This window comes from Amycolatopsis sp. NPDC023774, assembly GCF_040639695.1.
In the GTDB taxonomy this organism is placed as follows: Bacteria; Actinomycetota; Actinomycetes; order Mycobacteriales; family Pseudonocardiaceae; genus Amycolatopsis.
Map to the genome: position 1 here is coordinate 371975 of NZ_JBFAAJ010000002.1, position 22443 is coordinate 394417.

Below are 22443 nucleotides of genomic sequence, written 5' to 3' on the forward strand. Positions count from 1 at the left end.
GGTGCGTGCTCAGGCTCGCCCCGCCGAGGCGGCGAGCGGGCCGAAGTCGTCGGCCTCGATCACGGCCGTGTCGGTGCGCGTGAGCACGGCGGCGAGCTCGGCGACACGCGCGGCGGACACGGTGTGGCCCGGCGGGTTCTGGGCGCGTGGCTGGTAGACGAAGGCGACGGGCCGGTGCGCCAGCGCCGCCTCCAGCGCGTCGGCACGCGGGCCGGTTTCGTCGCAGCCAACCGGAACCGCGTGGATGCGTGCCGCGCGCAAGTGCCGCAGCAACCAGTGCGCCGTCGGTTCCTCGACCGCGACCACGTCGCCGGGCCGCGCCACCGCCCGGCACGCGAGCGCCACGCCTTCCTGGCCACCGGCGGCGACCGTCCAGGCTTCCGCCGCGAATGGCCACTCCGGCTTCACCGCGGCCCGCAGCCGGGAGCTGATCGGTTCCTTCACCGCGGGCCGTTCCGACCGCACCCCGGCGGCCACGGCGTCCTCCAGCGGCGGCAGCAGCGCGGGATCGGGTGAGCCGTGCTCCACGTCCACCGACTGCCAGCCCGGGAACATCCGCGCGGGCGGGAGCCCGGCGGGCGGCGCCAGCACGGTCGTGCCGCGCCGGCGGCCGGTGCCGATCAGCCCGGCCGAGCGCAGCTGCGCCCACGCCTCCGCGATCGTCGTGGGACTCACCGACAGCTCGGCCGCGAGCGCACGCACGGTCGGCAGCCGCGTGCCGGGCTGCACCTCGCCGTCACGGATCAGGCCCGACACGGCGCCCGCGATGCCGCGCGCCGTGCGTTCGCCGATGCGCACGGCGAGCCAGCCGAGCCCGACCGGCGCGGTCGTCGCGAGTTCACCCGAGGCCACGCACCGGCCCCCCTCATTCGGTGAGAAATCGATCTGCCGGGATCGAAAGCTAGGCCGCCCGCATCCGGTCGCAAAGCGGTTTCACATCCTGGTCGGGCCTGGCAAAGGCGGTACAAAACCGCAGCTTCGCCCACCTGTGCGCACATTCCTTCGGTGACCGAATGAACTTCCCGGAACCGGTTCCGACGTTTCAGCCCTCGGATCAGACCACTGGTACGTCCACACCGGACCGGACACGAAAGTGTTTGCGGGACCGACCGGCCGGGTACTCAGAATCCATCGGTCCCCATTACGAAACAGCTGGAGAATCCATGATCGTGCTCGGAGTCATCCTGCTCGTCGTCGGTTTCATCACCGGCATCTCGATCCTGTGGACGATCGGCATCGTCCTGCTGGTCATCGGTGCGGTCCTGGCCATCCTGGGCGGAACCGGCCGCAAGGTCGGTGGCCGCGCGCACTGGTACTGAGCCACTGGTACCGAGCCACTGGTTTGAACCGGCGGAAAACGGGTAACCCCCGGCCGGTGCGAAGGGAGCGGTCGTGAGCGACAAAATGCAGAACAAGGCCGATGAATTGAAGGGCCGCGCCAAAGAAGCACTCGGAAACGCCACCGGAAACGAGCAGTGGCAAGCCGAAGGCAAAGCGGATCAGGCCAAGGGCGCCCTCAAGCAAGCCGGCGAGAAAGTCAAGGACGCCGTCGACGGGCTGAAGAACAAGGACTGACACGCGGGTGAACGAGCGCCGCCGGGTATCGCCCGGCGGCGCTCGCGCGTCCCGGGATGTCAGGCGCCCCAACGGGAATCGCGCCCGAACGAGTGAGATCACGGTCTCACCGAACCGAGGATTGGACCAAAGGATGAGAGGGTAGCCGTGGGACGCCGCCTGTCCCGACCGGCGCGGCCACGATCGCGGTGTGGCTGACCGCCCAACCTGGGAGAATCGCCATGACGACCTCACTCACCCCCGAGATCACCGAAACGGCATCCGCGAAACTCGCCGGACGCCCCGAATTCCCGCGTGCGGCCCCGGCCGCACCCGCCCCGGCCCCCGGCGCGCCGGGGGCCACCGCGCCAGAACTCACCGGCGTGCACACGACCGCTCCGGCCCCGACCTCCGGCACCCGGGAAGCGGGCTCGCAGCTGCACCGCCTCGCGGCCATGGCTTCACTGCAGGACTGGGTTCGGCGCAGCAGCCCCGTTCTCATGCACGAAGCCGTCCTCGCCGGTGAAAGCCCCACCGAGGTAGCCGCGGCCGCACGGCTGTCGATCGCCCAAGCGCACCTCACGTGGAACACGTGGGCCACCCGCCGGCTGGCCTCCGCCACGCCCGGCGAAGCCCTTCCGCTGCGCCAGTACCTGCGCGTGCACACCGCCTTCGCCCGGGCGTTGAACGACGCCTGATCATTCGGTCACCGAACCGGTCAGCGGCCCGAGAAGGCCCGGCATTGCACCGAACGGGGTACGGCCGGGCGCGACGGACGCGGGCTTGGCATTATTTGCGCATGGTTGAGTCCGGTGCCCCCGCCGACGACGCGGGCCGGGTGGAAACCACGGGCGGCGCCGTCGCGCTGAGCGAGGGCGACGCCGCCACGGTGCTGGCCGTGAGCGGCGCCCTCGACCTCGCGCTCGCCCCCAAAGCCGCGCCGGCTCGTCGACCGCGCCGCGCGCGCCGGGGCGCCGGTGCTCGTGATCGACCTCAGCGCCGTCGATTTCCTGGCGTCGGCGGGGATGGCGGTGCTCGTGTGGGCCCACCGGCAGGCCGAACCCGCCGACGTGCGCGTGGTCGCGAGCAGCCGGCTCACGCTGCGGCCGCTGCAGCTGACCCGGCTGACGGACGAGCTCGCTGTGTTCCTGTCCCTGCCCGCCGCACTGGAGGGCGCATGACCGCGGCCGACGGCCTCGGGCCCGTGGCCGAGGCCGTGCGCAAGGCGTTCGTCGACGCCGAAGGCCGGCCCGTGGCCGTGCGGGTCCGCCGGCTCGACGCCGCGGACTTCCGGGGCCGCGGCCGGGTCGTGGTCCCCGACGCCGCGACCGTGGCCGAGCTCGTCCCGTCTCAACGCGTGACCGGCGCCGTGGTCGTCGCCGACGAGGACGCCACGGTGCTGCTGCACACCGACGATCCCGAAGGCGCTCGCCTCGCGCCGACCGCGGCCGGGGTCGACGCCGCGACGGCCGAGCTCACCGGCACCGTCAGCCGGCTGCGCGCCGAGGCCGGCGTCGTCGACGCCCTGCACTCCATCGGCCGCCGGCTCACCGCGCAGCTCGAACGCGAGCGCACCCTCGCCGCGGAGCTCTCCCGCAGCATGGTGCCGGCCGCGCCGCGAATCCCCGGCCTCGACCTCGTCACGCGGTACCTGCCCGCCGCGACCGGCAGCAAGGTGGGCGGCGACTGGTTCGACGTGCTCCGCCTGGGCTCCGGCGCCACCGCGTTCGTGATCGGCGACGTGGTCGGCCACGGCGTCACCGCGGCCACCGTGATGGGCCAGGTCCGCACCGCGATCCGCTCGTACGCGCTGCTGGAACTGCCACCCTCGAAGGTGCTGCGCAACGTCTCGCAGCTCACCAGCCGGTTCGCCGAGCCGAGCTTCGTGACCTGTTTCTACGCAGTGCACGAGCCCGCGGACCACTCGCTGACGTACGCGAACGCCGGGCACCTGCCCGCTGTGCTCGTCCACGCGGACGGCACGCCCGAGCAGATCGGCGAGGCGCTCGCCCAGCCGCTCGGCGTCGGCGCCGAGTTCCCGCAGGAAAAGGTGGCTTTCCCGCCGGAGACCGACCTCTTGCTCTACACCGACGGCCCCGTCGAGAGCCGCACGCGAGACCTCACCCTCGGCATCGGCGGGCTACTCGCCGCGCTCGGCGGCCTGCGCGCCGGACCCGACGCGGGAACCGCGTGGGACCGCCTGATCCACGACCTCACCGGCGGCAGCCACGACGACGACATCGCCCTGATCCACGTGCGCCGCCGCGACGGAGGTGCGGCGTGACCGGGCGCGCGACCGAGGATCGCACCACGCCCGAGTTCCGCCGCCGCGTCACGGCCGCGCCGGAGCCGTTGATCGGCCTGCGCCGCGCCCTCGCCGGCTGGGTCGGGGGGCTCGGCATGAGCACCACGCAGCAGGAGGACGTGGTGATGGCGAGCTACGAGGCCATGGCCAACTCCGCCGAACACGCCTACGAGGGCCGGGAACCCGGCGTGCTCGACGTCCTCGCGACCTGCGTGGGCGGCACCGTCACCGTGGTCGTCACCGACTACGGCCGCTGGCTGCCGCCCCGCCCGACCAACGGCCTGCGCGGCCGCGGCCTGCCGTTGATGCAGGGCCTCGCGCACGGAAGCGAGTGCCTGCAGCGCCCGGATGGCACCACGGTGACGCTCAGCTGGCGGCTCGAACCGGCCGGGTAGCGGACCGCAGGATGCGGTTCGCCGACCACGCGAGCAGCAGGAGCTCGCCCACGGAGAAGCCCAGCAGCGCCATCGGGCTCGACACCCACACCAGGGCCAGCCCGACGGCGAGCACCGGCACGACGAGGCCCGCGTAGGCCGCGAGGAACAGCGCCGCGAGCACCTGGCCGCGCGAGCGCGGACCGGCCAGCGTGGCCACCGTGGTCACCGACGCGCGGAAGCCGAGCCCCATGCCCGTGCCGGCGAGCAGGCTGCCGGCGAAGAACAGCCACAGCGAAGGCAGCAGGGCCGCGACCGGCAAAACCACGAGTCCCACGGCCATCAGCGTGAAGCCGAGCCGCAGCTGGCGCGCGACGTGAGCCGCGCGAAAACGATCTGTCCGAGCGCCGCGGCGACCAGCAGGGACGCCGCGGCGATCCCGGCGAGCAGGTGGCTGCTTCGGTGCAGGCCCTGGGCCAGCAGCGTCGGCGCCAGGGCCGCGAACAGGCCCGTGATCGCGAACGAGGCGAACACCGCGATGGCCGCGCCGAAGAACGTCGGCTTCGCGTCGGCCGGCAGCGAAAGCCGCTGCGGCCGGTACGCGGGCGGCTCGTCCCACGGCTCGACGGTCTCGGGCACCAGCGCCACGGCGATCGCGGCCGCGAGCAACACCGCCAGGAACACGGCGAACGGTGTGGTGAGCGGGCTCGTCGCGTACTGGGCGAAGAACCCGCCGACGAGCGGGCCGAGGCCGAGCCCGCCGAGGTTCACCACGCTTGCGATCAGCCCGGCGCGGCCGACGTGTTCACCGGGCCGCGCGACGGCGCGCAGCTCCGAGAGGTGCGCGGTGGCCGCGGCGGTGAGCGCGCCGATCCCGGCGCCGCTGACCAGCCGGGCCAGCAGCAGCACCGGCACCTCCGGTGACGACAGGAACAGCGCGGCCGACAAGGCTTCGGCGAGTGTGGCGACGACGATCACGCGACGCCGGCCCAGCCAGTCGCTGACGTGGCCGGCGAGGTAGAGGCTCGCCAGCACGCCCACGGCGTAGGCGACGAAGACGAGGGGGACAACGAACGTCGGGAACCCGTCCTGGTGCTGATAAATCGCGTACAGCGGCGTCGGCACGGTCGAAAACGCGAGCGACGCGGCGAACGCGAGGGCGATCACGCGGAAGCCCCAGTCGTGGGTGAGCTTCGGGCGGGTGATGACGGGCGAAACGGTGTGGAGCATGGCTGCCTTCCCCGGAAGATCCTTGTGCCTTCGACCATCCCCCCGGCAACTCATTCCGTCCAACGAAAAGTCTTGGCGACAGTTATCGCTCGATGCGATAATTCAGGCCGTGGAGACCCGTCAGCTCGAGTACTTCGTGGCCGTGGCCGAGGAGCTCAGCTTCACGCGAGCGGCCCAGCGGTTGTTCGCCGTCCAGTCCACGGTGTCCGCCACGATCCGCATGCTGGAGACCGAGCTGGGCACGACGTTGTTCGACCGTTCCACCCGACGGGTTGCGCTGTCGGCCGCGGGCGCGTTGTTCCTGCCGGAGGCGAAGGCCGCGCTCGACGCCGTGGAGCGCGCCCGCGAGGTGGTGCAGGAAGCCTCGGCCGGCGTGCGCGGGAACCTGCGGGTGGGCACGCTCACCAGCGTCGGCGCCTTCGACCTGCCCGCGCTGCTCGGCGCGTTCCACGACCGGCACCCGCTGGTCGACCTGCACCTCACAGTGTCGGTGACGGGCTCGACCGGCCTGGCCGAGGACGTGCGGCACGGCCGGCTCGACGTAGCGCTGCTCGGCTTGCCCGAGAGCGAGCTGCCGGGCCTGACCGTGCGCACGATTGTGACGGTCCCCTACCTCGCCGTGCTCCCGGCCGCGCACCCGCTCGCCGGCCGCACGTCGATCTCATTGCGGGACCTGACCGGCGAGCGGTTCGTGGACGCGCCGCGCGGCTTCGGCAACCGGATCGCCATCGATCGGGCCTGCGAGTCGCTCGGCGTCGGGCGCCGGGTCCCGGTGGAGGTCGCCGATCTCCGCGTGATGCCCCTGTACGTCGCCGCCGGGCTGGCGTCACCGTGGTCCCCGACCTTGTGCCGCTGACCGTTCCCGGCACCGCCGTGGTGCCGCTCGACGACGCCGGGCTCACATGGCCCCTCTCGGTCGTGAGCCACGGTGAAAAGGCCCCCGGACGGGCTCTGCGGACCCTGCTCGACCTGCTGGCGGAGACTGATTTCTTACAGAAGTCGGACGGGGGCACAATCGGCCGTCCGAGGGAATAGAAAGTGCCCGTACGGTGTCCTTATAACTGCACGTCCAGGTGCGTTTCACCTGGTTCCCCAGCCCGAGCCGAGAGGCCGCGAAGGGAGAGCTGTGTCCCAGCAGACCCAGTACAACAAGAACCCGGAAGCCCTGTCCCAGCTGACCCCGGAGCAGTACCGCGTGACCCAGCAGGACGGGACCGAGCGGGCGTTCGCGAACGAATACTGGGACAACCACGAGCCCGGCATCTACGTGGACATCGTGTCCGGGGAGCCGCTGTTCGCCTCCGTGGACAAGTACGACAGCCACTCCGGTTGGCCGAGCTTCACCAAGCCGATCCAGAAGGCAGGCGTCGTCGAGCGCAACGACTTCAGCCACGGCATGATCCGGGCGGAGGTCCGTTCGCTGCACGGTGACAGCCACCTCGGCCACGTCTTCGACGACGGCCCGGTCGACCGGGGCGGCCTGCGCTACTGCATCAACTCCGCGTCGTTGAAGTTCATCCACCTCGACGACCTGGAGAAAGAGGGGTATGGAGAGTTCCGTGCCCTCTTCACCGACGACACCGCCAACACCGACAAGTAAGGAGACGACGTGACGACCGAAAAGGCAATCCTCGCCGGCGGATGTTTCTGGGGCATGGAGGAGCTGTTCCGCCACCAGCCCGGCGTCGTGTCGACCCGCGTCGGCTACAGCGGCGGCGACACACCCAACGCCACCTACCGCAACCACGGCACCCACGCCGAGGCCATCGAGGTCCTCTACGACCCCTCGCAGACGGACTTCCGGAACCTGCTCGAGTTCTTCTTCCAGGTCCACGACCCGACCACGAAGAACCGCCAGGGCAACGACATCGGCCTGAGCTACCGCTCCGCGATCTTCTACACCAACGACGAGCAGAAGAAGGTCGCCGAAGACACCATCGCCGACGTCGAGGCCTCCGGCCTCTGGCCCGGCAAGGTCGTCACCGAGGTCACCCCGGCCGGCGACTTCTGGGAAGCCGAGCCCGAGCACCAGGACTACCTCCAGAAGTACCCGAACGGCTACACCTGCCACTTCCCCCGCCCCGGGTGGAAGCTGCCCAAGCGGGCGACGGCCTGACCACGACGGCGCGCGGACCCACGTCCGCGCGCCGCGCGTTTTTCCGCGCCCTTTTTTTCAGCGCAGCCGGGGCCCGGCACACCGGAAACGGCCCGGCCGAACCGAGGAGATCCCGATGCGCGACTACCCGGACGCGATCACCCCGATCGACCACGTCGAGCCCGTGCCCCGGCGGGTCCGCGCCGTGCTCGGCGGCGAGACGGTGCTCGACACCACCCGCGCGTTGTACGTGTGGGAGTGGCCGTACTACCCGCAGTACTACATCCCGGTCGCCGACGTGACACCCGGCGTGCTCGTGGACGAGAACCACCCGCAGCGCCTCAAGCGCGGCACCGCGCGCCGCCAGACCCTCAAGGCGGGCGACGAGGTGAAGACCGCCGCCGCGCGCCTCTACGGTGAGGACGCCGATTCCGGGCTCGCGGACCACGTCCGGTTCGAGTGGGCCGCCCTCGACGCGTGGTTCGAAGAGGACGAGCAGGTGTTCGTCCATCCGCGCAACCCGTACGCGCGCGTCGACGCCCTCCGCTCCACCCGGCACGTGCGCGTCGCGCTGGAAGGCCGGACGCTCGCGGAGTCGTCGTCCCCGGTGCTGCTGTTCGAGACCGGCCTGCCGACGCGGTACTACCTCAACCGCACCGAGGTGGACTTCTCCCACCTCGTGCCCACCGGCACCGTCACCGAGTGCCCGTACAAGGGCACCACCACCGGCTACTGGTCCGTGCGCGTCGGCGACGTGCTGCACCAGGACCTGGCCTGGTCCTACGACTTCCCCACGCGCTCGCTCAGCGCCATCGCCAACCTGATCTGCTTCTACAACGAGAAGGTCGACCTCTTCGTCGACGGCCAGGAGATCCCCCGGCCGACGACGCACTTCTCCTGACAGGCCAGTCCACTTCGGACTGCAACTGGGCGAAAGCCGAGATCACGGTGCCCGCCAGCCGGTCACCTCGCGCGGCGTGACCGGCGGGCACTGTCACGCATACGGTGAACCGGTCGGCCCACGTCATCACGCCCACCGCCACCGGCACGTCCGGCGCCAGCGACAGCACGGGATAAACGGTGCGCACGAGGGAACCGTTGAGCACCACCGGCGAGCGCGCGCCCGGGAGCACCGAGGCGATCATGCTGAACCAGGTGCCGCGGTAGACCAGCCGCGCCACGCGCCGGTGCAGCCACGGCGGCAGGATCCCGATCACCCGCACCACGGCGTTGCCCGCGCGGGGCGCGCCCCGGGTCACCTGCTCGGCCAGCAGCTCCCGCGTCGCGCGCACGCGTTCGGCCAGCGACATCGCCCCGGTCGGCAGGTCGACGCTCGCGGCCCCTGTGTGGTTGCCCAGCTGGCGGAACGTCCCGGTGTCGCGAATGGACATCGGGATCAGCACCCGCACCCGCTCCGGCGCGGCCGCGCCCAGCTCCTGGTGCACAGCCTCCGCGACAAGCGCGAGCACGAAGTCCGTGGTCGGCACGCCGACCTTGCGCGCGGCCGCCCGCACCTGCGGCGCAGACAGGTGTGCACGCGCGTAATGCCGCCGCGGCCCCGAGATCCGCGTCTCCCACGGCACCCGCGGCGCCGTGCCCGCCCGCGCGAGCGCCCAGATGCCGCGGGCCAGCTCTTCGGCTTCCTTCCTGCGCCCAGGGCGTCTCCGCGCCGCGGCCGAGACGCGGTCGGCCGCCCCACGCAGCCGGCTGCGGCGCACCGGTGCCGGCGGCGGGTCCAGCGGCGGTTTGCCGCGGGCCTGGCCGACGAGGGCGCCGATCACCGCGATGCCGTCGCTCGCCGCGTGGTGCAGGGCGATGAGCAACGCGCCCTGCTCCCCCTCGATGCCCGTCACGAGCCGCGCGCGCACCGGGTGCTCCGGGGAGACTGGCTCGGAGAAGAAGTCGTCCATCTGCGCGGTGAGCGAGGATTCGAGCTCGCTGCCCGCAGGCAGCTCGACGTCGCCGAGAATGCCGTCGGCCGTGCGCGCGGCATCCTCCTGCCACTTCGCCCGCCACAGGCCGCCGCCCGGCAGCAGCCGTGCGCGCAGGCCGGGCGTCGCGGAGAGCAGATGAACGGCGTCCGCGTGCGAGGGGCGGGAGCCGTCGGCCTTCGGGTCGAGCATCAGCACCGCGCCGACCTGCTGCGGCACCTGCGGGGTCGCGACGTGGAGGAACAACGCGTCTTCGGGCCGCAGCCGCTGCGGCGCCGGGTTGAGCGGCGAGTCCACGAGCGACTCGAGTGCCGCCGTGAGCGACGTGGCCGAATCGCAGTGCCGGGTGGCCGCCTCCGCCATCGCCTTGAGCCGCTCCGGTTCGGCGAGCAACGTGCGAACGGAGCCGGTGAGCTCACCGTCCTTCTCTGTCACGAGCGCCAGACCGGCATCGGCCATCAGCCGGGCGTTGGCCTTGCCGTGGGCGGCGATCGGCCGGTGCATGAGCACGGGCCGCCCGCACGCCAGGGCTTCCAGCCCGGTCGCGCCGCCGGCGTTGGTCACCACGACGTCCGAGGCGATCGTGTAGCCGGCCATCCGGTCGGTCCAGCCGACGACCCGCAGGCGCGGTTCGTCGAGCCGTTCGAGCCGGCGTTGCAGGGCTTCATTGCGGCCGCAGATCACCACGGGCGCCACCTCGGGCCCGGCCGCGAGCAGCTCCCGTACCGTGCCCTCGACGTCGCCGAACCCGAGCGAGCCGCACGAAACCAGCGCCACGAACGCTTCCGGCGGCAATCCCAGCCGCTGCCGCGCGCCCGCGCGGTCTCCGGGCCGGAACTCGGCGCGCACCGGCGGCGCCGACACACCCACCACGGCCGAGGGCGCGCAGCGGCGCGCCAGGTCCACGGCGACTTCGTGCATCACCATCGTGAGGTCGGCCGAGCCGTAGACCCAGAACGGGTGCGGCGCGAAGTCCGACACCCACGCGCCGATCGGTGCCTTCAGCTTCCCCCGCCGGCGCAGCCACGCCAGCCCGGCGGTGCCCATCGGATAGGTGGACAGGACGAGGTCCGGCGCGAAGTCCGCCACCGGTTTCGCGAGCCGCCGTCCGCACCAGGAGGCGGTGAAGCGCTTCGAGGCCGCGGCGAACCACGCGAAGCGCCAGATGGCGCCGTAGAAGAACTCGTACAGCCACGGGGTGGTCTCGACGTTGGCCACGTAGATGCGGCGGAACAGGCCCCCGAACCCCGGCCCCAACTGGTCGAGCGCGTCGAGCCACTTCACCTCGGCGCCAGGCCAGCGCTCCCGCACGGCGCCCTCCAGCGCCCGCCCGGTGGCGTTGTGCCCTTCACCCATGTTCGCGGAGACGATCAGCACGCGCTCCAACGCGCCCCCTTCGCCAGAGGTGCCGCGAGCGGCGGTCACCAGCTGTTTCCTAACAGGTGGATCCGGCCAGACCGTACCCGTCGTCGGGGTCCGACCCGGCGGGCTCGGCCTCGGCGTGTTCGTGTTCTTCCTCGATCGCGGCCACGTCCAGGTGCGCCGCGCGCGTCGAGAGCATCGCGATCCCGACCACGATCACGGCACCGGCGAACGCCTCCCCCGCGAGCCCCCACGGCGTGCCGTTGGCGGTCTCCCCCATCCAGGACAGCCCGATCGCGACACCGACGAGCGGGTCGAGCGCCGTGATCACGGCCAGCGCCGGCGTGAGGTAGCGGCCCTGCTGGAAGGTGTTCTGGCTGAGCAGGAACCCGAGCGGGCCCACCACGCAGACGATGTAGAGCGTCCAGTGCTTGAACGGTTCGTCCAGGCCCTGACGGAACTGCCCGGCGACGACCTTCATCAGGCCGGCGGTCAGTCCGTAAAGCACGCCCGTGGCCACGGCGAGCCCGAGCACGCGCCCGGAGCCCGAGTGGCTCAGCGCGGCGAGCGTGAGACCCGCGATGGTCACCGCGGCCAGGGCGATACCGAGCGGGAGCAGCGAGATCCCGGTGACGAGCACGTCGCGGTTGCCGCTGGGACGCGCGATCAGCAGGAACACCGCGAGCCCGGCCACACACAACGCCGAGCCGGCGCTCATCACCCGGTCGGGGCCTCGTCGCTCGAGCCGCGCGAACACGAACCCGGCGAAGATCAGCGACGTGATGAGCAGCGGCTGGACCAGCAGCAACGGGCCGAACGCGAGCGCGGCGAGCTGCAGGACGAGCCCCAGTACGGTCGCCACGATGCCGATGAGCCACAATGGTCGCCCGACGAGGCGCCTGAACAACGTGAGATCAAGCGGGTTCGTCGGCTCGACCTCTTTGGCCGCCTTTGCCTGGGCGGCGCTGGCGATCCCCATGCACGCCGCGCCCAGCACTGCGGCGGGGACGGCCACGAAAAGCGACACCCCCGTGACACTCATGGAATACTCACCTCACACCATTCCCATCCGCCGTGCCTATGCTGTTGAAAAATTCGTGGGCCGTGAGGGGGATGGTCTACCCCGCACCGGAGGTACTTGAACCGCATGCGACACCACATGACGATCGACCTCCCCTCGTTCCGCAACCTGGTCGTGGGCGGGGGTCGGCATCTGCTGGAGTCCACGCTCGTGCCTGCCGGCCTCTTCTACCTCCTCCTGACTCTGGTCAGCTTCGACAGCGGGGTCATCGCCGCGCTGTGCTGGTCGGTCGTCGTCATCGTGACGCGTCTGGTGATGCGCAAGCCCGTCGCCGCGGTCCTGTGGCTGACCTCTGCGCTGCTGATCGCCAGGACCGCATTGGGCCTGGCCACCGGCAGTGCGTTCCTGTATTTCCTGCAGCCGACCCTACAGAACTTCGTTATCGCCAGCCTGTTCCTCGTGTCCGCGCCGTTCAACAAACCGTTGCTCGCACGGCTGGCCGGTGACTTCTGCTCGTTCCCGGACACGCTGTCGGGCCACCCCGGCATGCGGCGCTTCTTCCAGCGCGTGTCGGTGCTGTGGGCGCTGGTGTTCGCCGTGAACGGTTCCGTGACGCTGGTGATGCTCGCGAAGGCGACCGTCGGCAACTTCCTCATGGTCAGCACCGCGGGCTCGTACAGCCTGGTCGCGCTGGCGATCGTCGGCTCGCTGCTGTGGTTCCGGCGCTCATTGCGCTCGGAGGGCATCGTGCTGCGAATGGCGTCGCGCAAGCCCGCGCTCACCGCCGTCTGATGCCCGCTCCCCGCGGTGGCACGGCGCTCGTCACCGGCGCTTCCTCGGGAATCGGCGAGGCAACCGCGCGGCTGCTCGCCGCCGCCGGCACCCACGTCCTGCTGCACGGGCGCGACCGCGACCGCCTGGCCGCGCTCGCCGCGGAAACCGGCGGCACCGCCCTGGAAGCCGACCTCATGGACCCCGAAGCAGCCGGAAAGCTCGCCGAGCGCGCGCTGGCCGTCACCGGCGGCGTCGACACGCTCGTGAACAACGCGGGCCTCGGCTGGGCCGGTCCCCTTCCCGAGCTCTCCCCCGAGCTTCTCACGCGGCTGGTCACGGTGAACCTCACGGCGCCGCTCGAGCTCACCCGCGCGTTGCTGCCCGGCATGCTGGCGCGGGGCCACGGCCGGATCGTGTTCGTGACGTCGATCGCCGGGCGCACCGGCGTGGCGGGCGAAGCCGTGTACGCGGCCACCAAGTCCGGCCTCGACGCGTTCGCCGACAGCCTCCGCTTCGAGCTGCACGGCACTGGTGTGGAGGTCGGCGTGGTCGTCCCCGGCGTGGTGCGCACCGCGTTCTTCGAGCGGCGCGGCCGGCCCTATACCCGCACGACGCCACGGCCGGTGTCCGCGCAGCGTGTGGCCGCCGCGGTCGTGCGCGCGACGCGCCGGCCGGGCGACTACTACGTGCCCCGCTGGCTGCGCGTGCCGGTCGCGCTGCGTGGCGCAGTGCCCGGCGCGTACCGCGCGCTCGCGACGCGGTTCGGCGCCGAAAGCTGACCGCTGCCCGCGCTGAGCGAGCACGGCATCTCTCTCGCACCGAGTCATGTGACCAAGCGTCTCCGTAGTCCGGCATCGTCAGCAACAAACTTAGCCCTGCTAACCATTCTGGGGGCAACCCTTGTTCCGGGCGCGCCGTGTGGCATGGGGCACGTCATTCCGGATCGGGCCGGCCTCCCGGGGGACCCCAGGCCAGGGCCAGGAGCAACGTCGCCCGCGCCTCCGGGTCGTCGAGCGCGGGCCCGAACAGCTCGTGCAGGCGGCTGAGTCGGTAGGACACCGTCTGCGGGTGGATGTGCAGGTCCTCGGCCACGGCCTTGCGGTCGCCGAGGTGCAGCAGCCACGAGCGGAGCGTGGTCTGCAGGCGCTCGCGCGAGGAGTCGTTGAGGTCGTCCAGCGGGGCCAGCGACCGCTTGCGCAGGACCTCCAGCAGCCGGTCGTCGCGGTGCACGATGATCGCGTCGAGGTGCTCGTCGGCGAACACGGGGTCGTCGGACAGGAGGCGGTCGCGGCGCAGCCGGGCCGTCACCTCGGCTATGCGCAGGCTCGCGGGCAGCCGGTCGACCGGTACGGTCGCGCCGACCACGGCGCCGCCGCCGCGCAGCGCCCGGGCCAGCCACGCGCGCCGGCCCGGTCCGCCCGGGTCCGGCACGATCGTCACGAGCTGGCCTGGCCGGCGCAGCCGCAGGCAGGTGTCGTCGAGCCGCGCCACAAGCTCGCGGCCCAGCCGGTTCTCGTCCTCGACCAGCACCACCGCGGCCGAACGCGGCAGCCGCCACTCCGCCCGCACCGCCGCGGCCTGTACCGCCGCGCCGTCCGCGCGGTCGGAGAGCAGCAGTTCGGTCAGCTCGTCGCGCAGCCGCTCGCGCATGCGCACGGCGTCGGACTGCTCCTGCAGGTAGCCCTTGAGTGAAGACTCCGACAGCTGGTCCACCAGCGCGAACACCGTGGTGGCGAGCGACGCGAACAGCTCCGCGGGCACCTCGAGGTCGAGCGCGGCCTCCGACACGTGGCGCCACGCGACCCGCGCGCCCACGCGGTAGGCCGAGAGCAGGCTCGTCACGCGCCGGCCCTGGCGGTACTGCGTCCGCCCGATCTCCTCGAACACCACTTGCTCGACGCCCGAGCCGAGCTCGGGCAGGTCCGCATCCGGTTCTTCGGCGAGGTTGATGAGCCGGCGCACGAACCCGGCGCTGGCCGTCACGATCTCCGCCAGCTCTTCGGTCAGGAACGCAGCGTAATCGGGGTGCTGCTCGACGAGCTGATCACGAACCTCGTTCAGAATGGCCGGGAGTCGCCTGGTCACGACGGTCTCCAGCTCACCCAGACGGGTCACCTGGTCTGATCCCATGTCCGCAGCTTGTCCTTCCGTAGCAGGTAGCAGGTCTACGGGGTCGGTTCGCCTTATCCTGACCCCACTTTGTCCGCTCGTGCCAAGTCGAAGCCAGCAAAATTCTTCTTCCGGTTGCAGAAGCCGCCCATAAGTGCGAGTCAGACTGTGTTCAATGAGATCGACTTCACCTGGCGGTCACGCAGCGGACACGGACGGTCTGCGGGAGAAGCGGCACGCGGAGAACTTCCCGGTCGCGCTCCGAGTGCTGCCCCGGCGGCTGCGGTCGGATCTGCAGGCCGTCTACGCCGTCGCGCGCACGATCGACGACCTCGGCGACGAGGCCGAAGGTGACCGCATCGCGCTGCTGAATGTGTTCGGCGACCAGCTCGCCGCCGCCTTCGACGGCGCCGAACCCACCGACCCCGTGATCCGCGGCCTGGTGCCGGCGATGCGCGCGGGGCGGGTGGAGCTCGAACCGTTCCGCCGGCTGGTCGAGGCCAACCTGCAGGACCAGCATGTGACGCGGTACGCGACGTACGAGGACCTGCGCGCATACTGTCGCCTCTCCGCCGACCCGGTGGGCCGGATCGTGCTGCGGCTGTTCGACGTGCACGACCCCGAGGCCGAAGACCTCTCGGATCGCGTGTGCACCGCGCTGCAGCTGCTGGAGCACTGGCAGGACGTGGCCGAGGACCACGGCAACGGGCGGATCTACCTGCCGCAGGAGGATCTCGATGCGTATGGGGTCGCGGAGGACGAACTGGGCGCGGCACGAGCGTCGCGCCCGCTGAGAGAGCTGATGCGCTTCGAGATCGACCGCGCCGCGGCCCTCCTGGGCAGCGGCGCTGGTCTGGTCGGGCTCTTGCGCGGCTGGGGCCGGCTGGCCGTGAGCGGGTTCGTGGCCGGCGGGCTGGCGACCGTCGACGCGCTGCGGAAGACGAACGGAGACGTGCTCGCCACGCAGGCCAAGCCGGGCAAAGCGGATGTGCTGGCGTGGCTCGTGTGGCTGCAGGTGGGCGAGCCCAGGACGGGGAGGCGGTCGGAATGAGCACGGTCGAAGAGGCGTACGAGCACTGCGCGCTGGTCACCAAGGAGCAGGCGCGCAACTTCTACTACGGGATCCGGCTATTGCCGCCCGACAAGCGCTCGGCGTTGTGCGCGGTCTACGCACTGGCCCGGATCGTCGACGACATCGGCGACGGCGACCTCGTGCCCGAGGCGAAGCTGCAGGGCCTGGCCGACATCCGCAAGTCGCTCGGCGACCTGTCCGCCAGCACCGACCCGGTGTACGTCGCGGTCGCCGACGCGGCCCGGCGCTACCCGATCCCGCTCGGCGCGTTCGAGGAGCTGCTCGACGGCGTGGAGATGGACGTGACCGGCCGCGAATACGTGCGGTTCGAGGACCTCGTGGAGTACTGCCGCTGCGTCGCCGGTTCGGTCGGGCGACTGTGCCTCGGCGTGTTCGGAAGCAAGCCGGAGCCCGAGGCACCGACGTATGCCGACGAGCTCGGGATCGCGTTGCAGCAGACCAACATCCTGCGCGACATCCGCGAAGACCTCCTCAACGGACGCGTGTACCTGCCCAAGGAGGACCTCGACAAGTTCGGAGTGGAGCTCAAGGTCGGCGAGGACGGCCGATTGGCCGACGACGGCGGCGGGCTGACCGCACTGGTCCACTTCAGCGCCGCGCGCGCCCGAGACTGGTACGCCCGCGGGCTGAAGCTCGTGCCCTCGCTCGACCGCCGCAGCGCCGCGTGCTGCACGGCGATGTCCGGGATCTACCGCACGCTGCTCGACCGCATCGACCAGCAGCCTTCACTCGTGTTCGACCGCCGGCTCTCCCTGTCCGGCCGGGAAAAGGCGGTGGTCGCGGTTCGGGCGCTCACGGGGATCGGCCGATGACCGCCGAGGTCGCGGTCGTCGGCGGCGGGCTCGCGGGCATCACCACCGCGCTGCACTGCGCCGACGCCGGGCGCCCGGTGACGTTGTTCGAGGCCCGGCCGCACCTGGGCGGGCTCACGCACTCGTTCACGCGCGGCGAGCTGCACGTGGACAACGGCCAGCACGTGTTCCTGCGCTGCTGCACCGCCTACCGCGCGCTGCTGGATCGCCTCGGCGTCGCCGACCGTGTGATGCTGCAGCCGCGCCTGGAGATCCCGATCCGCACGCCGGGGTCGACGGAGTCGACGTGGCTGCGCCGCGGCGACCTGCCCGCGCCGCTGCACCTGGCCGCGTCCCTGCTTCGCTACGACCCGCTGCGCCCGCTCGACCGCGCGCGCTTCGCGTTGGCAGCGCTGGCATTGCGCCGCGTGGACCCGGCTGACGACCGCACGGACCGGCAGTCGTTCGGCGAATGGCTGCGCCGCCACGGGCAGAGCGCGGCCGCGATCGAGGCGCTGTGGGACCTCGTCGGGGTCGCGACGCTCAACGCGACGGCCGACGAAGCGTCGCTTTCCCTGGCCGCCACGGTGTTCCAGGAGGGTCTGCTCACCGACCCGGCCGCGGCCGACATCGGCTGGTCGCTCGTGCCGTTGCGCGAGCTGCACGGAGACGCGGCGCTCGACGCGTTGACCACGGCCGGTGCCGACGTGCGGACCGGCGCGAAGGTGCGCGGCATCGAGGAGACGGCCGGCGGCTGGCGCGTGCGCACCGACGACGGCGAGGCCACGTTCGGCCAGGTCGTGCTCGCCGCTCCCCCGCCCGTCACGGAGAAACTCGCGCCGCGCGGCGCGATTCCGTTGCCGCCCGGGTGGTCGGGCGGGCTGGGCAGCTCGCCGATCGTGAACGTCCACGTGGTGCTCGACCGGCACGTGCTGGACGAGCCGTTCGTGGCCGGCGTGCGCACGCACGTGCAATGGGTCTTCGACCGCACGCGGCAGTCGGGCCTCGAGTCGGGGCAGTACCTCGCGATGTCGCTCTCGGCCGCCGACGACCTGATCGACCTGCCGACCGCGACGTTGCGCGAGCGCCTGCTGCCGGAGCTCACCGGGCTGCTGCCCGAAGCTCGCGACGCGCAGGTGGTGGATTTCTTCGTGACCCGGGAACGGCACGCGACGTTCCGGCCCGGCCCGGGCACGGCGTCGCTGCGCCCTGCCGCGGAGACGTCCGCGGCCGGGCTCTACCTGGCCGGGGCGTGGACCGCCACCGGCTGGCCCGCGACGATGGAGGGCGCTGCCCGCAGCGGTGCGGCCGCGGCGACCGCCCTTCTCGAGAAGAACGTGCACGAGGAGAAGGAGGGAGTCGGAGCATGACCGCCACCATGCGACCCGCCGCCGAGGCGGCCTCTGCGGTGCCGGCCGCACTCGGCCGCACCCGTGACACCGTGCAGCCGGCGCTGCGCGAGGCCGTCGACCGGCTGGACGAGACCAGCCGCGCCCTCAGCGCGTACCACCTCGGGTGGACCGACGCAGACGGCACGCCGGTGAGCGGCAACGGCGGCAAGGCCGTGCGGTCCGCGCTCGCGGTGCTCTCGGCCCTGGCCGCCGGCGCGTCCGCCGAGACCGGCGTGCCCGGAGCCGTCGCCGTCGAACTGGTGCACAACTTCTCGCTCGTCCACGACGACCTCATGGACGGCGACACCGAACGCCGCCACCGCCCCACCGTCTGGGCGCTGTGGGGCGCGCCGGCCGCCATCCTGACCGGCGACGCCATGCTCGCGCTCGCGCAGGAAGTGGTGCTGGACAGCGGTTCCCCGCACGCGATCCCCGCCGCGCGGCTGCTGTCGGAGACCACCCGCCGGCTCATCCACGGCCAGGTGCTCGACGTCCAGTTCGAACAGCGTGACGACGTCACGCTGCCCGAGTGTGTCACCATGGCCGGCGGCAAGACCGGCGCGCTGCTGTCCTGCAGCGCCGCGATCGGCGCCGTGCTCGCCGGCGCGCCCGCCGAGACCGTCGACGCCCTCGCGGTGTTCGGCGAAGAAGTGGGGCTCGCGTTCCAGCTCGTGGACGACGTCCTCGGCATCTGGGGCGACGCGGCCGTGACCGGCAAGCCCGTGTACTCCGACCTGCGGGCGCGCAAGAAGTCGCTCCCTGTCACCTATGCGATCACCCACGGCGGCGCGAAGGGCCGGGAGCTCGCGGAGTGGCTCGCGGGCGGGGAAACCGGCAGCGCGGCCGACGAGGCCGAGCTGGCGCGCGTCGCCGCGCTCGTGGAGTCGGCCGGCGGCCGCGAGTGGGCCACGACCGAGGCCGCCCGCCGCATCGAGGCGGCCGAGCGCGCGCTGTCGACGATTCCCACCGGGCCGCGCGAAGAGCTCATCGGCATCGCCCGCTTCATCGTCCACAGGGAGGCGTGAATGACGCAGACCGTCCCCGGGACGTCCACTTCGGACGCTCCGCGCGAACGATCGCGTACCCCGGAAGAAACCCTCGCCGCCGGCGTCGAGTTCCTGCGCGGTGAGCAGAACGCGGCGGGCTGGTGGAAGGGCGAGCTCGCCACCAACGTCACGATGGACGCCGAAGACCTGCTGTTGCGCCAGTTCCTCGGCATCCTCACCGAGCAGCAGAAAGCCGAGTCGGCGCGCTGGATCCGTTCCCAGCAGCGCGACGACGGCACGTGGGCCAATTTCCCCGGCGGCCCGGCCGACCTGTCGACCACGGTGGAGGCGTGGGTCGCCCTGCGGCTGGCGGGTGACCCGGCCGACGCGCCGTGGCTTGTCGAGGCGGCCGGCTGGATCCGCGCGAACGGCGGCCTGGAGAGCACGCGTGTGTTCACGCGGATCTGGCTCGCGATGTTCGGCCAGTGGTCGTGGGACGATCTGCCGAACCTGCCACCCGAGTTGATCTTCCTCCCGTCGTGGTTTCCGCTCAACGTCTACGACTTCGCGTGCTGGGCGCGCCAGACCATCGTGCCGCTCACGATCGTCGGCACGCTGCGGCCGAAGCGGCGGCTGCCGTTCGACGTGGCCGAGTTGCGCGTCGGCAAGAGCCCGAAGAAGTCCGCGGCGCCGTGGACGTGGGACGGGGTGTTCCAGAACCTCGACACTGCACTGCACACGTATGCGAAGCTGCCGTTCAACCCGGTGCGCAAGGTCGCGATGCGCCAGGCCGCCGAGTGGATCCTCGCGCGTCAGGAATCCGACGGTTCGTGGGGCGGCATCCAGCCGCCGTGGGTGTACTCGATCCTCGCGCTGCACCTGCTCGGCTACCCGCTCGACCACCCCGCGCTCAAGGCCGGCCTCGAAGGGCTCGAGAGCTTCACCATCCGCGAGGAGACCGAGCAGGGCTGGGTGCGCCGGCTCGAAGCCTGCCAGTCGCCGGTGTGGGACACGGCGCTCGCGATGACCGCGCTGCTCGACGCGGGCGTCTCCCCCGGCGACGAGACACTGGTCCGCGCGACGGAGTGGATGCTGGGCGAGGAGATCACCGTGCCGGGCGACTGGATGGTGCGCCGCCCAACACTGGCGCCGGGCGGGTTCGCGTTCGAGTTCGCCAACGACGGCTACCCGGACACCGACGACACCGCCGAGGTCGTGCTGGCGCTGCGGCGCATGGGCCGGCCGGACCACCTGCGCATCCGCGGGGCGATCGACCGCAGCGTGAAGTGGCTCGAGGGCATGCAGTCCAGCGACGGCGGGTGGGGCGCGTTCGACGCGGACAACACGCAGGTGCTCGCCACGAAGCTGCCGTTCTGCGACTTCGGCGCCGTGATCGACCCGCCGTCGGCGGACGTCACCGCGCACGTCGTGGAAATGCTCGCGGCCGAGGGCAAGGCGCACACGATCGAATGCCGCCGCGGTGTGAAGTGGCTGCTGGACAACCAGGAGGCCGACGGTTCGTGGTTCGGCCGGTGGGGCGCGAACTACGTCTACGGCACGGGCGCGGTCGTGCCCGCGCTGGTCCTCGCCGGCGTGCCCGCGTCCGACGTCCGGATCCGCCGCGCCGTGCGGTACCTGACCGAGCACCAGAACCCCGACGGCGGGTGGGGCGAGGACCTGCGCTCCTACGACGACCCGGGGAAGTGGTCGGGCCGCGGCGAGTCGACGCCGTCGCAGACGGCGTGGTCGCTGCTCGCGCTGCTCGCCGCCGGCGAGCGGGACTCGGCCGCGACGACCCAGGGCGTGGCCTGGCTGTGCGAGCAACAGCGCGAAGACGGTGGCTGGGACGAGGACTTCCACACCGGCACCGGCTTCCCCGGCGACTTCTACTTGTCCTATCACCTCTACCGCGTGGTGTTCCCGCTGTCGGCGCTGGGCCGGTACGTGCGGAGCGACTCGTGAGACCGGCCGTGCTGTGCGCGCCGCTGCGAATCGAGCGGGCCGCCTTGCGCGCGGCCGGCCTGCCGGTGGTGCGCACGGGCCTGGGCCCGCGACGGGCGGCGGCCACCGCGGCCCGGATGCCCGAGGGACCTCGACTCGTCGCCGGGATCGGCGGCGGGCTGGCTGCCCACGTGCGGCCGGGTGACGTGGTGGTGGCCGACGAGGTGCGCGGGCCCGACGGGGTGGTCGCGGTGCCGACCGCTGCGCTGCTGGCCGGTGCGTTGCGGCGGCTCGGGTTGACCGTCCACCTCGGACCGGTGCTCGGGGTGGACCACGTGGTCGGGGAACGGGAACGCGGCGAGCTGGCCTCCTCGGGTGCGCTGGCGGTCGACATGGAGTCACACCGGCTGGCCGCGTCCGGGCAGCCGTTCGCCGTCATACGCTCCATAGTGGACACCGTCGGAGCGCCGCTGGCCCGGCCCGCCACCGTTTTCCACGGCCTGGCCGGGCTGCGCAGCCTCCGTGCGGCCGTGCCCGCGCTCACAGCGTGGGCGGCGGCGACGGGGCCGCGGCAGCTGCTGATGGCGAGCCCGCGATCATTCTGTGCCGGCGTGGAGCGGGCGATCGACATCGTGGACCGGGCGTTGGCCAAGCACGGCGCGCCGGTGTACGTGCGGCGCCAGATCGTGCACAACACCCACGTGGTGCGGCAACTTCAGGAGCGCGGCGCGGTGTTCGTCGACGAGGTCGAGGAAGTGCCGCAGGGCGCGACGCTCGTGTTCGCCGCGCACGGCGTGACCCCGGCGGTGCGGCGCGACGCGGCGGAGCGCGGCCTGTCGGTGATCGACGCGACGTGCCCGCTCGTGACGAAGGTGCACAACGAGGTGCGCCGCTACAGCGGGCGCGGCGACACGGTGTTCCTCATCGGGCACGCCGAGCACGAAGAAGTGGAAGGGACCGTCGGGGAGGCTCCCGGTTCGGTCGTGGTGGTGGAGGACGTCGCGGCGGCCCGCACCGTGACCGCCACCGGCGGGGTCTCGTACACCATGCAGACCACGCTGGCGCTCGACGAGGCCGAGGAGATCGCGTCCGTGTTGCGCGAGCGGTTCCCCGGGTTGTCCGCGCCGCGCAAGGACGACATCTGCTACGCCACCACCAACCGGCAGCAGGCGCTGCGGGCGATCGCGCGCGAGGTCGACCTCGTGCTGGTGGTGGGTTCGGCCAACTCGTCCAACTCGCGCCGGCTCGTGGAAGTCGCGGAGCGCGAGGGCACGCCGGCCGTGCTGGTCGACGGAGTTTCGGACATCGACCTGCGCCGCCTGGCGGGCGCAGGCCGGATCGGCCTCACCGCGGGCGCTTCGGCGCCGCCGCACCTCGTGGACGAGGTCGTGGCGGGCCTGGGCGGGCTCGGGCCGGTCACCGTCGCCGAAAACCGGCTGACGGAGGAAGAAATCACTTTCACCCTACCTCGGGAGGTGCTCTGAGC

General features: G+C 72.0%; 24 protein-coding genes. 18 read left to right on the top strand and 6 right to left on the bottom strand.

Features of this window, described 5'->3' with window-relative positions; all coding sequences use genetic code 11:
- Nucleotides 1-9: 9 nt before the first annotated feature.
- The gene (locus tag AB0F91_RS07775; RefSeq protein ID WP_360595729.1) at nucleotides 10-852 is read right to left on the bottom strand and encodes an aminotransferase class I/II-fold pyridoxal phosphate-dependent enzyme; all 843 of its coding nucleotides are present in this window, start codon (nucleotides 850-852) and stop codon (nucleotides 10-12) included.
- A gap of 311 nt (nucleotides 853-1163) precedes the next feature.
- Between AB0F91_RS07775 and AB0F91_RS07780 the strand changes: the two genes are divergently transcribed.
- The 6 genes from AB0F91_RS07780 (at nucleotide 1164) to AB0F91_RS07805 (ending at nucleotide 4254) form a co-directional block, all read left to right on the top strand.
- Nucleotides 1164-1319 (top strand): hypothetical protein, encoded by a 156-nt coding sequence (locus AB0F91_RS07780; protein WP_326834498.1) that lies wholly within the window; start codon nucleotides 1164-1166, stop codon nucleotides 1317-1319.
- Between the two features lie 73 nt (nucleotides 1320-1392).
- Nucleotides 1393-1575 (top strand): CsbD family protein, encoded by a 183-nt coding sequence (locus AB0F91_RS07785; protein WP_360595731.1) that lies wholly within the window; start codon nucleotides 1393-1395, stop codon nucleotides 1573-1575.
- A 221-nt stretch (nucleotides 1576-1796) separates the two neighbouring features.
- Entirely contained in the window at nucleotides 1797-2252 is a 456-nt protein-coding gene (locus tag AB0F91_RS07790; protein WP_360595732.1) for a hypothetical protein, read from the top strand.
- A gap of 285 nt (nucleotides 2253-2537) precedes the next feature.
- Nucleotides 2538-2735, top strand: coding sequence for an STAS domain-containing protein (locus AB0F91_RS07795; RefSeq protein ID WP_360595734.1), 198 nt, complete (start codon nucleotides 2538-2540; stop codon nucleotides 2733-2735).
- Complete coding sequence (locus AB0F91_RS07800; RefSeq protein WP_360595736.1) at nucleotides 2732-3838, top strand: PP2C family protein-serine/threonine phosphatase; 1107 nt, start codon at nucleotides 2732-2734, stop codon at nucleotides 3836-3838. The genes AB0F91_RS07795 and AB0F91_RS07800 overlap by 4 nt, the downstream gene beginning before the upstream one ends.
- Entirely contained in the window at nucleotides 3835-4254 is a 420-nt protein-coding gene (locus tag AB0F91_RS07805) for an ATP-binding protein (RefSeq protein ID WP_360595737.1), read from the top strand. The genes AB0F91_RS07800 and AB0F91_RS07805 overlap by 4 nt, the downstream gene beginning before the upstream one ends.
- On the opposite strand, the gene AB0F91_RS07810 is transcribed toward AB0F91_RS07805, so the two are convergent.
- Entirely contained in the window at nucleotides 4226-4570 is a 345-nt protein-coding gene (locus tag AB0F91_RS07810; RefSeq protein ID WP_360595739.1) for a hypothetical protein, read from the bottom strand. The two genes, AB0F91_RS07805 and AB0F91_RS07810, sit on opposite strands and share 29 nt — an antisense overlap.
- Before the next feature lie 5 nt (nucleotides 4571-4575).
- Nucleotides 4576-5463: an MFS transporter gene (locus tag AB0F91_RS07815; RefSeq protein WP_360595741.1), complete on the bottom strand. Its 888-nt coding sequence runs from the start codon at nucleotides 5461-5463 to the stop codon at nucleotides 4576-4578.
- 109 nt (nucleotides 5464-5572) lie between these two features.
- Between AB0F91_RS07815 and AB0F91_RS07820 the strand changes: the two genes are divergently transcribed.
- The 4 genes from AB0F91_RS07820 (at nucleotide 5573) to AB0F91_RS07835 (ending at nucleotide 8459) form a co-directional block, all read left to right on the top strand.
- Entirely contained in the window at nucleotides 5573-6319 is a 747-nt protein-coding gene (locus AB0F91_RS07820; protein WP_360595742.1) for a LysR family transcriptional regulator, read from the top strand.
- A gap of 270 nt (nucleotides 6320-6589) precedes the next feature.
- Nucleotides 6590-7063: a peptide-methionine (R)-S-oxide reductase MsrB gene (gene msrB / locus AB0F91_RS07825; RefSeq protein WP_360595743.1), complete on the top strand. Its 474-nt coding sequence runs from the start codon at nucleotides 6590-6592 to the stop codon at nucleotides 7061-7063.
- A gap of 9 nt (nucleotides 7064-7072) precedes the next feature.
- On the top strand, nucleotides 7073-7579 hold the full coding sequence (gene msrA / locus AB0F91_RS07830; RefSeq protein ID WP_360595744.1) for a peptide-methionine (S)-S-oxide reductase MsrA: 507 nt from the start codon (nucleotides 7073-7075) through the stop codon (nucleotides 7577-7579).
- A 115-nt stretch (nucleotides 7580-7694) separates the two neighbouring features.
- Complete coding sequence (locus AB0F91_RS07835) at nucleotides 7695-8459, top strand: DUF427 domain-containing protein (protein WP_360595746.1); 765 nt, start codon at nucleotides 7695-7697, stop codon at nucleotides 8457-8459.
- Here the strand turns inward: AB0F91_RS07835 and AB0F91_RS07840 are convergent.
- Together AB0F91_RS07840 and AB0F91_RS07845 are read right to left on the bottom strand one after the other, a co-directional pair.
- On the bottom strand, nucleotides 8362-10914 hold the full coding sequence (locus AB0F91_RS07840) for a WS/DGAT domain-containing protein (protein WP_360595748.1): 2553 nt from the start codon (nucleotides 10912-10914) through the stop codon (nucleotides 8362-8364). The genes AB0F91_RS07835 and AB0F91_RS07840 overlap by 98 nt on opposite strands.
- A gap of 10 nt (nucleotides 10915-10924) precedes the next feature.
- Nucleotides 10925-11893, bottom strand: coding sequence for a DMT family transporter (locus tag AB0F91_RS07845; RefSeq protein WP_360595749.1), 969 nt, complete (start codon nucleotides 11891-11893; stop codon nucleotides 10925-10927).
- Nucleotides 11894-12010: 117 nt separating this feature from the next.
- Here AB0F91_RS07845 and AB0F91_RS07850 point away from each other — a divergent pair, with 117 nt between their 5' ends.
- Together AB0F91_RS07850 and AB0F91_RS07855 are read left to right on the top strand one after the other, a co-directional pair.
- Nucleotides 12011-12664 (top strand): VC0807 family protein, encoded by a 654-nt coding sequence (locus tag AB0F91_RS07850; protein WP_360595750.1) that lies wholly within the window; start codon nucleotides 12011-12013, stop codon nucleotides 12662-12664.
- On the top strand, nucleotides 12664-13425 hold the full coding sequence (locus tag AB0F91_RS07855) for an SDR family NAD(P)-dependent oxidoreductase (protein WP_360595752.1): 762 nt from the start codon (nucleotides 12664-12666) through the stop codon (nucleotides 13423-13425). Before AB0F91_RS07850 ends, AB0F91_RS07855 begins: the two co-directional genes overlap by 1 nt.
- Nucleotides 13426-13579: 154 nt before the next feature.
- On the opposite strand, the gene AB0F91_RS07860 is transcribed toward AB0F91_RS07855, so the two are convergent.
- Nucleotides 13580-14776 (bottom strand): helix-turn-helix domain-containing protein, encoded by a 1197-nt coding sequence (locus tag AB0F91_RS07860; protein WP_360595754.1) that lies wholly within the window; start codon nucleotides 14774-14776, stop codon nucleotides 13580-13582.
- Nucleotides 14777-14930: 154 nt separating this feature from the next.
- Between AB0F91_RS07860 and hpnC the strand changes: the two genes are divergently transcribed.
- Genes hpnC through ispH form a run of 6 tightly spaced genes read left to right on the top strand, consistent with a single transcriptional unit; the run spans nucleotide 14931 to nucleotide 22441 of the window.
- Nucleotides 14931-15806, top strand: coding sequence for a squalene synthase HpnC (gene hpnC / locus AB0F91_RS07865; RefSeq protein WP_360595755.1), 876 nt, complete (start codon nucleotides 14931-14933; stop codon nucleotides 15804-15806).
- Nucleotides 15803-16660, top strand: a complete 858-nt coding sequence (gene hpnD, locus AB0F91_RS07870; protein WP_360595757.1) for a presqualene diphosphate synthase HpnD — start codon at nucleotides 15803-15805, stop codon at nucleotides 16658-16660. The genes hpnC and hpnD overlap by 4 nt, the downstream gene beginning before the upstream one ends.
- Nucleotides 16657-18009, top strand: a complete 1353-nt coding sequence (hpnE, locus tag AB0F91_RS07875) for a hydroxysqualene dehydroxylase HpnE (protein WP_360595759.1) — start codon at nucleotides 16657-16659, stop codon at nucleotides 18007-18009. Before hpnD ends, hpnE begins: the two co-directional genes overlap by 4 nt.
- Nucleotides 18006-19055, top strand: coding sequence for a polyprenyl synthetase family protein (locus AB0F91_RS07880; RefSeq protein WP_360595761.1), 1050 nt, complete (start codon nucleotides 18006-18008; stop codon nucleotides 19053-19055). The genes hpnE and AB0F91_RS07880 overlap by 4 nt, the downstream gene beginning before the upstream one ends.
- Nucleotides 19056-20978 (top strand): squalene--hopene cyclase, encoded by a 1923-nt coding sequence (gene shc, locus AB0F91_RS07885; protein ID WP_360595763.1) that lies wholly within the window; start codon nucleotides 19056-19058, stop codon nucleotides 20976-20978.
- A complete protein-coding gene (gene ispH / locus AB0F91_RS07890) occupies nucleotides 20975-22441 on the top strand; it encodes a 4-hydroxy-3-methylbut-2-enyl diphosphate reductase (RefSeq protein ID WP_360595765.1) in 1467 nt (488 codons plus the stop codon). Before shc ends, ispH begins: the two co-directional genes overlap by 4 nt.
- Nucleotides 22442-22443: the final 2 nt, after the last annotated feature.

Excerpts from the sequence above, each read along its gene's own strand:
- hpnE (WP_360595759.1), top strand. The coding sequence starts at position 16,657 with ATGACCGCCGAGGTCGCGGTCGTCGGCGGCGGGCTCGCGGGCATCACC.
- AB0F91_RS07850 (WP_360595750.1), top strand. The coding sequence starts at position 12,011 with ATGACGATCGACCTCCCCTCGTTCCGCAACCTGGTCGTGGGCGGGGGT.
- AB0F91_RS07780 (WP_326834498.1), top strand. The coding sequence starts at position 1,164 with ATGATCGTGCTCGGAGTCATCCTGCTCGTCGTCGGTTTCATCACCGGC.
- AB0F91_RS07800 (WP_360595736.1), top strand. The coding sequence starts at position 2,732 with ATGACCGCGGCCGACGGCCTCGGGCCCGTGGCCGAGGCCGTGCGCAAG.
- AB0F91_RS07880 (WP_360595761.1), top strand. The coding sequence starts at position 18,006 with ATGACCGCCACCATGCGACCCGCCGCCGAGGCGGCCTCTGCGGTGCCG.
- AB0F91_RS07845 (WP_360595749.1), bottom strand. The coding sequence starts at position 11,893 with ATGAGTGTCACGGGGGTGTCGCTTTTCGTGGCCGTCCCCGCCGCAGTG.
- shc (WP_360595763.1), top strand. The coding sequence starts at position 19,056 with ATGACGCAGACCGTCCCCGGGACGTCCACTTCGGACGCTCCGCGCGAA.
- AB0F91_RS07855 (WP_360595752.1), top strand. The coding sequence starts at position 12,664 with ATGCCCGCTCCCCGCGGTGGCACGGCGCTCGTCACCGGCGCTTCCTCG.
- hpnC (WP_360595755.1), top strand. The coding sequence starts at position 14,931 with ATGAGATCGACTTCACCTGGCGGTCACGCAGCGGACACGGACGGTCTG.
- AB0F91_RS07790 (WP_360595732.1), top strand. The coding sequence starts at position 1,797 with ATGACGACCTCACTCACCCCCGAGATCACCGAAACGGCATCCGCGAAA.
- AB0F91_RS07860 (WP_360595754.1), bottom strand. The coding sequence starts at position 14,776 with ATGGGATCAGACCAGGTGACCCGTCTGGGTGAGCTGGAGACCGTCGTG.
- AB0F91_RS07835 (WP_360595746.1), top strand. The coding sequence starts at position 7,695 with ATGCGCGACTACCCGGACGCGATCACCCCGATCGACCACGTCGAGCCC.
- AB0F91_RS07815 (WP_360595741.1), bottom strand. The coding sequence starts at position 5,463 with ATGCTCCACACCGTTTCGCCCGTCATCACCCGCCCGAAGCTCACCCAC.
- hpnD (WP_360595757.1), top strand. The coding sequence starts at position 15,803 with ATGAGCACGGTCGAAGAGGCGTACGAGCACTGCGCGCTGGTCACCAAG.